Origin of the sequence: Maribacter sp. 2-571 (assembly GCF_050589625.1) — a bacterium.
GTDB lineage: Bacteria > Bacteroidota > Bacteroidia > Flavobacteriales > Flavobacteriaceae > Pelagihabitans.
Genome location: NZ_JBNGOP010000025.1, coordinates 1 through 13,658 on the forward strand (window position 1 = coordinate 1; position 13,658 = coordinate 13,658).

At 43.1% G+C, this 13,658-nt stretch carries 7 protein-coding genes and 1 pseudogene; all 8 read left to right on the forward strand.

What is annotated here, in order from left to right:
- Window positions 1-413 precede the first annotated feature (413 nt).
- The 8 genes and pseudogenes from ACRD7P_RS16055 to ACRD7P_RS16090 all read left to right on the forward strand — a co-directional run bounded on the left by ACRD7P_RS16055 (window position 414) and on the right by ACRD7P_RS16090 (window position 13,389).
- Window positions 414-1,085: a response regulator transcription factor gene (locus ACRD7P_RS16055; RefSeq protein WP_430908721.1), complete on the forward strand. Its 672-nt coding sequence runs from the start codon at window positions 414-416 to the stop codon at window positions 1,083-1,085.
- Between the two features lie 117 nt (window positions 1,086-1,202).
- Window positions 1,203-2,021 carry a hypothetical protein gene (locus ACRD7P_RS16060; protein ID WP_430908672.1) on the forward strand — a complete coding sequence of 273 codons (819 nt, stop codon included), beginning with the start codon at window positions 1,203-1,205 and terminating at the stop codon, window positions 2,019-2,021.
- A 229-nt stretch (window positions 2,022-2,250) separates the two neighbouring features.
- Window positions 2,251-2,853: a DUF4738 domain-containing protein gene (locus tag ACRD7P_RS16065; RefSeq protein ID WP_430908673.1), complete on the forward strand. Its 603-nt coding sequence runs from the start codon at window positions 2,251-2,253 to the stop codon at window positions 2,851-2,853.
- Window positions 2,854-3,215: 362 nt separating this feature from the next.
- On the forward strand, window positions 3,216-6,416 hold the full coding sequence (locus ACRD7P_RS16070) for an AsmA-like C-terminal region-containing protein (protein WP_430908674.1): 3,201 nt from the start codon (window positions 3,216-3,218) through the stop codon (window positions 6,414-6,416).
- A 395-nt stretch (window positions 6,417-6,811) separates the two neighbouring features.
- Window positions 6,812-7,095: pseudogene (locus ACRD7P_RS16075) on the forward strand (MepB family protein).
- 339 nt (window positions 7,096-7,434) lie between these two features.
- The gene (locus ACRD7P_RS16080) at window positions 7,435-10,965 is read left to right on the forward strand and encodes a molybdopterin-dependent oxidoreductase (protein ID WP_430908675.1); all 3,531 of its coding nucleotides are present in this window, start codon (window positions 7,435-7,437) and stop codon (window positions 10,963-10,965) included.
- A 93-nt stretch (window positions 10,966-11,058) separates the two neighbouring features.
- On the forward strand, window positions 11,059-12,495 hold the full coding sequence (locus ACRD7P_RS16085; protein WP_430908676.1) for a rubredoxin: 1,437 nt from the start codon (window positions 11,059-11,061) through the stop codon (window positions 12,493-12,495).
- 150 nt (window positions 12,496-12,645) lie between these two features.
- Complete coding sequence (locus tag ACRD7P_RS16090) at window positions 12,646-13,389, forward strand: LytR/AlgR family response regulator transcription factor (RefSeq protein ID WP_430908677.1); 744 nt, start codon at window positions 12,646-12,648, stop codon at window positions 13,387-13,389.
- Window positions 13,390-13,658 lie beyond the last annotated feature (269 nt).

Here is a 13,658-nt window from a genome sequence, read left to right on the forward strand (position 1 = left end):
TGGTTAGTGGTTAGTGGTTAGTGGTTAGTGGTTAGTGGTTAGTGGTTAGTGGTTAGTGGTTAGTGGTTAGTGGTTAGGAAAGTTGAAAAAAATTGGTGAAAAATAATTTTTGGAATCGTTAAATTTTATCATGAAAAGCACGCCTCACTATACCCAATGCGCTGTACTTATTACGTTTTACCTGGTAAGAAGTAGTTGGTACGGAGCAGGTGGTAAGAAGTAATTAGTATAAAGTGGTTAGGAAAGTTGAAAAATAGCCCTTGAAATCATCAACTTATGCACTAAAAGCGTATCCTAAAAGACATATAGTAAGGAGCGCTCCGTACTCAATACTTTGTACTTACTACTTTAAACTTCACAGCAAATTTGTACTTCTTCCCCAGAAACCTATATTTGTACGTATAACTACGCATATTTTGAACCATACAACCATTGTATTAGTAGACGATCATTCCTTGGTAAGGGACGGTATCCGAGCGCTTTTGGAGAGTGAGGACGATTTAAAGGTAATCGGTGAAGGGGCCGATGGTACGGAAGCCATTCAGCTTGTTGCCGAAAAAAGACCCGACCTGTTGATCGTGGACATTCGCATGCCAAAAATGACGGGTATCGAAGCCGTGGCACAATTAAGCAATTCCGGCAGCACCGTAAAGAGCATTATTCTTTCCATGCACGATTCAAAGGAGTATATTTTAAAGTCGGTAGCGGCGGGAGCTAAAGGGTATCTCTTAAAAGACACTGGTAAAACCGAGTTCATTAAAGCCATCCATACCGTTCGCGATGGTGGCAAATACTACAGTGGCGACATCTCCAACGTATTGGTAGACCATGTACTGAACCCTACCGTCGATACAAATGAAACGGCCAAACCGACCCCTACCCATGGCAATCATTTTGATTTGACGAACAAGGAAATTCAGGTTTTGCAACTGGTATTGTCAGGACTTACCAACAAACAGATCGCCGAAAAATTACAGAACAGCAAACGTACCGTTGAAACCCACCGTTTTAACCTCATGCGAAAAATGGAAGTAAAAAATTTGATAGACCTCTCTAAAAAAGCACAGGAGTTTAAGTTGGTGTAATCGTTAGTAAATTATAACTCTTCAAAAAGAACGAGGCAACTCCCTTCCCACTAACTAAAAAATCTTGTGGATTTCAGCTTACACATTTAAAACAATATCCTATTATTGAAAGTTATAATGAAAACAATCCTTGTACTTGTCTTATTTGGATTTTTCGTAGGATGCATCTCAAATGAAAAAGAAGTTTGCCGGAAGGGACTTTCCGACAACGACTATGATTTTCTAAAAGATGTCAATAGGCAATCAAATCGGGACTATCTGGAAACTATAGTAGATTTCAAGCAGTTTGGGTCTTATTCGAAAAATAAGTGGCTCCGAGAGCCATTAAACTTAAATATATTTTATGGGTCATTAAAAGCGGTAGGACTTCAAAAATTCATTTCCAAAGATGAATTTAACAAACCTTTATTCGTCGATCACTGGACCGAAACAGTTTGGGGAAACAAATCACTAAATCAAATTCTACAAGACTTGATCTCATCTTATTCCGACACTACGGGGGTTGACAAATATTATATGGAGTTTTGGAATCGAAGAAAAGCGGAAAATAATGAAAAGGTAGTTTACGACATTTTTCGTGACATCTACATCTCCTATAACCATGAACCTATCACCGAGGAAATCGGATTGGTAAGTAATCCAAAAATTGTTAGTCTTCTAGAGTTCGAAATAAAGCTAAAACATAGCGATTCAACAAATGTCAAAAAGATAACCATTGCATATTTCAATTACCTAAAGCGTATTGGCCTGTATAGTTCAGCCAACAATTTATTGAGGTATGAGAGAGAAGTCTACTACAATTCAACAAAAATTTGGGATCGGGATTATGAGGAACTCATCAAAACGATTGAAACAGACTCCGTCGATTGCGATACCTATTGGAATTGGAGAGAAAATGCGAAATGGTTTAATGAAGTATATGATTATGGCCCCTAGCGCTGCGGTGGCAACAAATGCCGAAAGTTTAAATAGTAAATAAGACATTTAATAATTCAAGAGCTCCATTGTTGTTTCCTAACATCTCAGAATTTTTGATTTGGATTGTAAAATAAAAAGGAACACAACAAAATAATAAATTCTAGCTACGTGAAACGGCCAAAACGAAAAATTTCACTCCCTTTAAACCCCGACTGGCCGAACCGTTGTTTTGAACTTTAAGAACACTATGAAGAAACTATTTTTAATACTGTTAACCACCACCATTTTTATCGTAAGCTGCGGCGAGCAGAAAAAGAAAAAAAAGACCATGGGGAAAGAGGTCCTAAAAATGGAAGCTACCGATAAAAAAAATGATTCTTTAACGATTGCAAAAGAAGAAAATGTAGATCGTAAAGAGGTCGTTATACGATACTTCCCGGATAAAAAAGATACCATAGAATTTGACACTCTTATTTCAGCGCAAAATCTGCATATTTCAATTCAAAGTAGAACTCTTGACTCTTACGTTACTAACGAATTTGAAAGTGACGGAAAAAAATACATCGACAAATACAGGGACAGCGAAAAGCATTTAAGAATATGGAAAGAAAACCAAATAGTTGTGGACACCATATTTATTAAAGAAATATTTGGCTCCTATGCTGGCAATGAGTTTCTTAACATTGCTAACTTAAGCGGGTACTGGTTCAATAGTGTTGACAACAATAGCATCGCGTTTTTCGGAGTTATCAACAAGCCAGAAACAGATTTGTCATATGACTTCTACCATTTTTTTGACCTATCAACGCGTAAGTTTAGAATAGAAGAACATATTGACGAAGAAATTTAAACAGGAATTGGCAACATCGCAATAGGCAAGTATGGTGCTCATTGGTTCAAATAGGTTCAAGACTATTGACCAACATTATTTTATTGAAAGATTATCCTTAAGGGAAGCCCTCCTTCATACCAGCTTCGGAAAACCCGAAAGTCAGAGCCCTTCAGATTTCTCGGTTATACCGCAACACCCGCAAAGTCAAGTACCGGCCAATACAACTGATCATTTCAAAGTCCTTTAAAGTATTAGGTTAAATCTAATGGATTATACTTTTGTACCTCTCTATAAAACGAAACACCGTTTTAAACAATACTATCCCACCCGAATTCGTTATCCTAAAGTAAACCGATCTTCCCCTAGAAAAGATATTTGCTTTGAAAATAACAAAACGCTGGAAACGTATTGTATTGGCGCTCATTTTTGCTCCCATTTTAGTGGTCGGAGGACTCTTGGTCTACATCCAAAGCAACCAAGCCGAAATCATCAAAGGGGAAATTGCAAAACTGAACCAAGAGCACAAGGGCCTAGTTCGTATAGGTGATAGCGAATTCACCCTATTCGGTAATTTTCCCCACATCTCCATAAAGGTTTACGATGTTCAAGTTTTTGAAACAAAACAGGACAATGCCCCCCTTGTCATGGCGGTAAAGGACATTTATATCGGTTTTAACCTATGGGACATTGTAAAGGGAAACTATGACATCCAATCGCTGCTCATAGAAGATGGCGTTTTTAATATCGTAATTCACGAAAACAATACCACCAATATTCAAAACTCCCTGGCCAGCCCTTCGGACACCACAACGACCTCGACCAATATCCATTTAAAAAAAATCGAGCTTAAAAACCTGGATGTCCACACCTTGGATGAAGCCACCAATACCGATGTCGAGAAATTCATTTACAATGGCAAAGGCGGTTTTCGCCAAACGGACAGTAGCATCGCCGGCCATATCGATACGGACTTTAAGTTGAACGTGATCAAAGACGGCGATACGACCTTCATTCGCAAAAAACACTTTGAAATTCATACCGATGTGGTATTTAACGAACATACCGGTATGCTCGACATACAACCCTCGGGCATTGTTATGGAAAACGGTGATTTTGAACTGGAAGGAGCCATTGATACCAAGAACGATATGGACTTGGACCTCTCCATAAAAGGGACCAAGCCTAATTTTGATATGCTCATCGCTTTTGCCCCGGCAGATGTAATTCCCGTATTGGAGAAATACAAAAATGCCGGGGAAATCTATTTCAATGCCAAGGCCCAAGGACCTGCCAATAAAGGAAACAGGCCTTTTATCAGCGCTAATTTTGGTGCAGGGGAGGCCTTTTTGGAAAACACCGCAAGCGCAAAAAAAATTGATAATATGGGCTTTAAAGGCCATTTTACCAATGGTGAAAACAGGGATGCCAGTACCATGGAATTTTCATTGACCGAAATGACCGCGTCTTTGGACAAAGGAACCTTCAACGGCTCCCTTTTCGTAAAGAATTTTGAATCCCCCGAGGTTGATATGCGACTAAATGCCGACTTCAATTTGGATTTTATAGCTGCCTTTTTTGAACTGGACCAAGTACAGGATGCCTCCGGTAAGATTTCGCTAAAAATGAATTTTCACGATATCATCGATATCGATTTTCCCGAAAAGGCGCTACAAAAACTGAACCAGGCGTATTATGCCGAATTGAAAGTTGAAAACCTAAGCCTAAAGGCAAAAGAGCTTCCAGCGCCTTTGAATGGTCTCAACGCACATTTGGTAATGAAAGGAAAAGAAGCGACGTTGAAACAATTTGAACTGTTGATGGGCAATTCAGATCTGTCGGTAAGTGGTTTTTTATCGGACCTACCAGCCATTGTACACCATACCAACATCCCGGTGGAAACCCATTTGGATATTGCCTCCAACACCTTGGATATAGCGGAGTTGACTCGTTTTTCGGAAAAGGATACTACCCAAACCGGTTTTGACGAACAAATAGAAAAGCTACGCTTGGGGCTTTCTTTCGTTGCTTCTGCAAAGGACTTTACCGAGTCCAAATACTTGCCAAAAGGGGAGTTTTTTATCGATAGCTTGTTTGCGGAGCTGAAGCATTATCCGCATAAGCTACATGACTTTCACGCCGACATCCTAATAGATGACGCGGACTTAAAAATTGTAGATTTTACAGGGTATATCGATAATAGCGATTTTCATTTTGATGGGTTGATACATGATTACGCCTTTTGGATGCAGCCAACACTTCAGGGAGATGTAGCGCTGGACATTAATCTCACTTCAAACAAATTGGGATTGGAGGACCTCTTTTCTTACAAGGGCGAAAACTATGTTCCCAAAGAGTACCGACATGAATCGTTCGATAATTTGGCACTGCATTTTACCTCTAGTATGCACTACAAGGACTCGGCGCTACATTCCATTGACCTTTCTTTGGATAAGTTGGACACAAAAATGAAACTGCACCCGCAACGCTTCCACGACTTTAAAGGAAACATACATTATGAAGACCAACATATTGTTATCGACGACTTTCATGGTGAAATCGGAACGACCAATTTTAATTTTGACCTAGGTTATTATTTGGGCGATGGAAAACAGTCGAAAAACCGGGACAATTATCTAGAAGTACGAGCGAATTACATCGATTATGACGCGCTCTTCAATTTCAACCTCGATCCGCCGAAACCTGCGGCAATTGCTAACTCCAAAACGGATGACGTGTCAACACATGCCGATGCGTTTAACATTTATGAACTGCCGTTTACGGCCATGCGGTTCAAGGCAAATATCGGGCATTTTATATACCACCGGATCGATCTTCAAAACATCAATGCGGCCATAAGAACGACCCCCGATCATTATATCCATATCGATACCCTGAATATGGATGCAGCCGGTGGGAACATTCGTTTGAGCGGCTATTTTAACGGTAGCGACCCAAAAAACATTTACATGCGACCCGATTTGGCGATGAACAACATCGATCTGGAAAAACTACTTTTCAAATTTGAAAATTTTGGGCAGGACCATCTCGTCTCAGAAAACTTACAAGGAAAACTCACCTCTCGAATTCGAGGCAAGGTCCGGGTATATCCGGATATGGTGCCAGATTTGGACCAATCCACTATTGAAATGGACGTAAAAGTACTAGATGGTAGTTTAAAGAACTATGACCCCATGTTGGCACTATCCGATTATATGGGCGATAAAAACCTGCGCAACATTCGGTTCGACACCTTACAGAACAGTTTGGCCATCGACAAGGGAAAAATGAGTATTCCGGCCATGACCATCGAATCGACCATCGGCCATATGGAACTATCGGGAACGCACGACAGCGATCAAAATATCGACTATTTTGTGCGTATCCCTTGGAAAACGGTACGACAGGCGTCCTGGCAAAAACTGTTCGGGAGCAAGAAAGATACGATTGTAGATCCGAACCGAATAGACGAAATTGTAGAGGATGATCCCAACAGAAAAACAAAGTTCCTTAACCTAAAGATCAACGGGTCCATAGACGATTATAAGATATCGTTGGGCAAGAAAAGAAAACAAAAACGTTGATTTCAGGTGCTTCGTTTAGGGACGAAATCCCAGATACCGGTGGAATCTGCTGCAATTGAACGCGCAAAACACCCTTGGGAAAAGACCGGGATAGCCACGATTGACAGCTCCCAAACGCTGGTATAGAAAACAACATATTTACAAAAAATAACATTTCGTTTTTAAACGGAGCCGAATTCCTAAAATGCACCCCGATCTAGCGCAAATACAAACCGATATTTATGACAAATGCGGACTTAAAATGTCGGCGTACCGGGCAACACCGGAAAGCAAAGAATACGCCGCATGCCGATTTGAATTGAATGGGTTGAACATAATCTGTAGGAATTCGAAGGTTACGCCAAAAAAAAATTGGTCAGTTTGTCACCTTTTGGAAACGGAACACGGACGGGCTTATCGCACCATTAGAGGAAACCGAGGAAGTTGACTTTTATGTAGTAAACGTACGAACCGAAAAAGCCTTCGGACAATTTGTTTTTCCAAAATCCGTATTGATCAAAAAGGAATACTGACATCGACCAAAAAAGAAGGCAAAAGGGCGTTTCGCGTGTACCCAAGTTGGGACGTTGCCACAAGCCAGCAAGCGAAACGAACACAACATTGGCAATTGGCACATTTTTACGAAATAGACGCTGTAACGGACCTTAAGAAGGTGATACGATTGTATGCGATGGAATAGCGCTTTAATACCATTTCTACCTTAAAATGGTATAAAACAGTCTCCGATATTAGGTCCGTTTTCTACGTAAAAAGAACATACTCATCATAACGTAACGAGATTAGGGTTACGAAAAATAATGCTCCTGACCGATAAACATGCGGCGCATAGGTTTCCGAAAAAAGCAACGAAATTCCCCAATCTTTAACAATCCCCTAAAATAAGCCCAAACTATTACCAAATAAACACTACGTATTTATACGTATTTTTCTAATTTGCTTTAAGAATTTGATCAGGGTATGGCCATGCGGTTTTGCTTGCGGGAAAAACCATTTCTATACCATATCAAAAACACTTGGTATGCAGAAAAAGAAAACAAAAAAAACAATCTGTTCCTATTGTGGGGTGGGCTGCGGCATTCTTGTAGATATCGACAACAAGGGCGCTTTAACGGTTTCCGGAGACCCCGACTACCCGGCAAACAAAGGAATGTTGTGCACCAAGGGGAGAAACCTCAACTACGTGGCCCAAGATACTACCGATCGCATTTTACACCCGCAAATGCGATGGGGAAGAAACCACCCCATGCAAAAAGTAAGTTGGGACACCGCTTTTGAAAGGGCCGCTGCCGTTTTTAAAAGTATCATCGCCAAACACGGCCCGGATAGTGTGGGTTTTTATGTTTCGGGACAATGCCTTACCGAAGAATATTATTTGGCCAATAAACTGACCAAAGGGTTTATCGGCACCAATAACATCGATACCAACTCTCGGCTCTGTATGAGCTCTGCCGTGGTCGGGTATAAAAAAACCATTGGGGAAGACTCGGTTCCCATTTCCTATGAGGATATCGAATTGGCCGATTGTTTTCTGATCGCCGGGGCAAACCCGGCATGGTGCCATCCAATTTTGTACCGTCGCTTGGAACAACGCAAAGCGGACCGCCCCGAAATAAAGGTTATTGTCGTCGATCCCAGAAAAACACAAACGGCCGCTGCTGCCGACCTACACCTGCAAATTCTGCCTGGTACAGATGTCTTTTTGTTCAATGCCATTGCCCGTTGGCTCATCGAAAAACGAAAAACCGATACGGCCTTTATTAAAAAACATACCGTTAATTTTGAGGCGGTCAAAACTGCGGCATTTTCCCTTTCCATACGACAAGCGGCCGAAAAATGCGGTATTCCGGCCTCCGAAATACGAAAAGCGGCGCAATATATTGGAGAGGCAAGTAAATTTTTGAGCATGTGGACCATGGGGCTCAACCAAAGCGTGATCGGTGTTTCAAAAAACGTTTCCCTACTCAACCTCTCCTTGTTGACCGGACAAATCGGAAAACCGGGTTGCGGTCCGTTTTCGTTAACGGGCCAACCCAACGCCATGGGCGGGCGCGAAGTAGGTGGTATGGCAAACCTTTTGGCCGCGCACAAAGACCTTGGAAATGCCGTCCATCGAAAGGAAGTATCGGACTTCTGGGGCGGGGAGGCACTAATCAAGGGAGAACCGGGCTACACCGCTACCGAAATGTTCGACGCCCTTGAAAAAGGGACCTTAAAGGCTATTTGGATCATTTGTACCAACCCGGTAGTGAGCATGCCGAATGTGCACAAAGTAGAAAGGGCCCTTAAAAATGCCGCTTTTGTGGTGGTACAGGATATCTCCCACAACTCCGAGACCACAAAATTCGCCGACTTGTTGCTTCCTGCAGCGGGTTGGCTGGAGAAAGAAGGTACGATGACGAATTCCGAGCGCAGAATCAGCTACCTGCCCAAAATGATCGATGCCCCTGGAGCGGCATTGCCAGATGTGGAAATTCTTTGGCGTTTTGCGCAGGCCATGGGGTATAAAGGCTTTGATTACGGCAACGCAAGCGAAGTATATGACGAGCATTGCCTGCTCACCAAAGGAACCAATATCGATATTTCCGGGCTGTCCTACGAAAGGTTAAAAAACGAGGGCAGTTTTCAATGGCCGGTACCCCACCCTACCCATCCCGGAACCCCAAGGCTGTTTACCGATATGAAGTTTCATACAAACGACGAAAAGGCCCATTTTAATGCACCATTAAAAATGGAAAACCAGTCGGAGACCACCGATGCGGACTATCCGTTAATTTTAAATACCGGTCGGGTACGGGACCAATGGCATACGCGAACAAAAACGGGGAAAGTAAAACGGTTGCTGACCCATATTCCGGAGCCCTATTTGGAAATGAACAAGATAGACGCGCACCTACGAAAACTAAAGGAAGATGATATTGCCGTAATCAAAAGCCGTAGGGGAGAAGTACGGGTAAAAGTAAAAGTGGGCTACGACATACGGGAAAAGGTAGTTTTTCTGCCCATGCATTGGGGCAAAATTTTAAACAATGATTTTGGTAGGGCGAACAACATCACCAATGATATTGTAGATCCCGTTTCAAAAGAACCCGATTTTAAGTACTGCGCCGTACAGGTTAGCAAGTATGTAAAACCAAATCAAAAAATAGTGGTTATCGGTGCAGGGGCCGCCGCCTATCGGTTCATACAATCGTATCGGGAAAAGAACAAAAAGGATGAACTACATGTTTTTTCCAAAGAAAACGACCCCTTTTACAACCGTGTGCTCTTACCCGAATATGTAAGTGACGAGCTTTCCTGGGAAGCTTTGGAAAAATTAAAAAAAGGGGAGTTGCAGAAATTGAACGTGCAATTACACCCCGGAATCGGTATTACGGCCGTCGATGCAGCGCAAAAAACGGTCACCGACACCAACGGCACCTCCCATTCTTATGACATACTGGTCATGGCCACCGGAAGTCGCGCCTTTGTGCCCAGTGAGGTACAAATGGACCTCCCCGGACGTTTTACCATGCGGGAACGTGGCGATGCCGATAAATTGAAGCGGTACCTGGCCAAAACCGGGCTTCCCCCGAACGCGCAACATGTGGTTATCGTTGGTGGCGGGCTATTGGGCCTTGAGCTGGCCGCGGCCCTAAAAAAAATAGACATCAATATCAGTATCGTACAGCGGGCACCACGGCTCATGGAACGCCAACTGGACGGTATTGCCAGTAGATTGCTTGCCGAAGATGTGGCCGAAAGAGGCATCCAAATTTATTTTGATAACGAGGTGAGTACCGTTTTTGAGGAACGGGAACGATCCAATTCCCTAAAAGTGAACCTCAAAACCGGCCGTTCCATCCAATGCAATGCCATTGTATATGCCATTGGTACCCGGCCCAATATCGAACTTGCAAAACAATCGGGGCTACAGACCCGTAGGGGCGTACAGGTCAATTCCTATTTACAGACCAGCGACCCCCATATTTTTGCCTTGGGCGAAATAGCGGAATTCAACAATTCCCTGTTCGGGATTACCTCCGCGGCAGAGCAACAGGCCGATAGCGCCGCCAATTACATTTTAGGGGACTATGGGAGTCTTTATAACGGATCGGTGCTCATGAACATCTTAAAATTCGAAAACCTGGACCTCTGCAGCATCGGTATGGTAAACGCCCCGACGAACGACCCTGCCTATGAGGAGATCATTCTTATGGACGTCAGCAAACGTTTTTATAAAAAATGCATTGTTAAGAACGATACCCTTAAAGGGGCTATTTTAATGGGGGATAAAAACGAGTTTGCCGAATTCAAGCGGCTTATCGAAGAAGAGATCGAACTTTCCGAAAAACGCAACGAACTATTAAGGGGAACATCGAATACCGTTCCCTTAAAGGGCAAATTGCTCTGTTCCTGTAGCCAAGTGGGCGAAGGAAACATTATGGATGCCATAGCCGAGGGCTGTAGTTCCTTTAAAACGCTCTGTTCCCAGACGGGGGCAGGCTTGGGCTGTGGAAGCTGTAAACCGGAAATTAAAGCGATTATGGACAAACAGTTACAGTTAAATTGATACATCCCAAAACAAATTGGTAAAGGGAAGATACATCGCTCCAAAACACAATAATGACCTTAATATAGGTCGACCAATACGAATACCATGGCAATGAACGACGATTTACATCGAATTCTATTAAAGGGAGGGGTCACCTCACCAGGGGAACTCAAGGATATCATCACCATGCTCGAAACCACCGGTTTGACGGAAATTCATTTCGGCTCGCGCCAGGACCTCTTGTTCCCTTTGGACAGTTCCAAAGAGGAACAATTGGAAAGCATTTCTACCTTCAATGCCGATATTATCGGCGAACGCAGCTACCAGAACATTGTGTGTTCCTATGTATCCGCCGATATTTTTCAAATGACCCATTGGCTAAAAGGGTCCACCTATTTGTACATTTTGGAGGGGTTCGACTATTTGCCCCAGCTACAGATCAATATAACCGACCCCAAGCAACGTTTGGTGCCTATCTTTAGTGGCCATTTGAACTTTATTGCTTCCGAAAGTGAGGATTATTGGTATTTGAACATCAAACTTCCCCATTGGAGCCAATCCGTCTTTTACCCGGTTCTGATCTACAGCTGGGACATCACCGCCATATCCAAGGCCATAGAGGCCATACACGAAACGGTTACCGATATCGACGACCTGTTTTTGAGAATGAACAAGAGCTTGAGCACCAATAACAAGAACATCGAAAAAGCCTTAAAGGTGCCGTTTACCACCTTTCCCTACTACGAGGGGGTAAACCGTATGGGAATCGACCAGTATTGGCTTGGGCTGTACTGGCGCAACAATCGATACGACCTTGCTTTTTTAAAGGAGTTTTGTGGTTTTTGCCTGGACAACAGTATCGGAAAAATTTGCATCACCCCCTGGAAATCGTTCGTAATCAAAGGCATCAAACAAGATAGCCGTCCAGAGCTGGAGCGTTTTTTAGGGCAGTGGGGCATTAATGTAAGGCATTCACAATTGGAAATGAACTGGCATGTTCCCGTAGACGATAAAGAGGCCTTGGAACTGAAAAAGTTTCTGGTCCGTAGCTTCGACCAAAACGATATCAGTACCTATGGACTCACCTTTGGTATCAGCAACGATGTGGGAAAAAGATCCCATTTTGCCGCAATCATCATCGAAAAAAACGAGGCGCCTACCCTAGTAAAGGACTTTGAAGTACGGCCAACATACAACGTACTGCATTTTCAAGATTTCGACCCGAATACGCGAAAGTATTTGACCCATGCCCAAGATGTTGATAAAATTGAACTGCCGGGCCTGCTCATGGAACTCAGTAAAATTTACTTCGATCAACTGGGAACGGTAAAAGGTCCGCAAGAAAGTGCCAAAAAAGCGGTCGAAACCACCACAAAACAGGTATACCAATGCCTATCGTGCCTTACGGTATACGATGAAACCTACGGCGATGAAAAGGCCAATATTTCTCCGGGAACCCGTTTTAACGACCTCTCGGAACAATACGTTTGCCCGGTATGCGATGCCCCAAAAAGCGAATTCCGGGAAACGGCGTTGGCGTTAACATAGCGGTGACAGCCTGTCGGGAAAATAATAAACTTAGTTCTTATTACGTACTGTAGGCACAGCCCAGAAAGAATCACAAAAGACATCTGCAGCGCCAATTTTACGCTTTCCTTGAATTTGGCTACTTTTAGGCGAACAAGTCCTAAACCACATATGTTAAAAACCTCCTGCTTTATCATTGAAGATGACGTCATCGCTTTGGACTGGCTCGTTCGGACCGTACAAAAGGAGTTTCCCCAGCTAGAGGTCGTCGGAACCGCCACAAGCGTATCTGAAGCGGTAAGAGGCATTCAAAAAACCCGCCCTGCCCTCTTACTGACCGATATTGAGTTGGATCCAGGGTCCTCATTTGAGGTTTTAGAGCAGTTAGATACCCTAGAGTTTGGTATTATTTTCATCACCTCCTTTGAACAATATGCGCTGCAGGCCATTAAGCTCAGTGCTATTGATTATGTGAGTAAGCCCGTAGACGTTTCGGAACTTCGGACCGCAATATCAAAATTCACTCAAAATCAGCAGCAACAGCTGCAAATAGAAAATGTACTGGCGCACTTGAACCGAAACCAGCAACCTAAAAAGTTGGCCATTCCCACCGAACAATATGTAGAATTGGTCGAAGTGGCTTCCATACTTTATTTTAAGGCAGAAATCAACTACTGCAGGATTTTTTTAGAGGACCAAAAACCGATTTTGGTTGCCAAAACCTTGAAAGAGTACGATTCCCTACTCGCTGATGACGACAATTTCATCCGAATCCATCAATCGCATTTGATCAACAAGAACAAGGTCAAAAAAATTATAAAATCCAAACTGCCACAGGTAATGATGTCGAACGGGGATGTGTTGAACGTCGCACGTGCCAAAAAGGGCGATTTTGAGGCACAAATGTTCCGGTGATGGTTAAGTTTTGAACTGTTTTAGACCTTTGGGATACCCCCAAAAGCATAGGCCACCGATCTTGCGATACGATGGCCCTCCCAAGCACAAGGTTAAATTAACCAAGCGCATTAGCGTTGTTCGGCACTCCACAGAACCAAACTAACGATGAATAATTAACACAGGTAAATATGCGAATATCACGTGCTATGGAAAAGCGACATGTATCGTGGAGCCCCGTTCCTGTATTATTCGGTAGAGGCGATCTATTATTTGGTATCCCTGTGGTG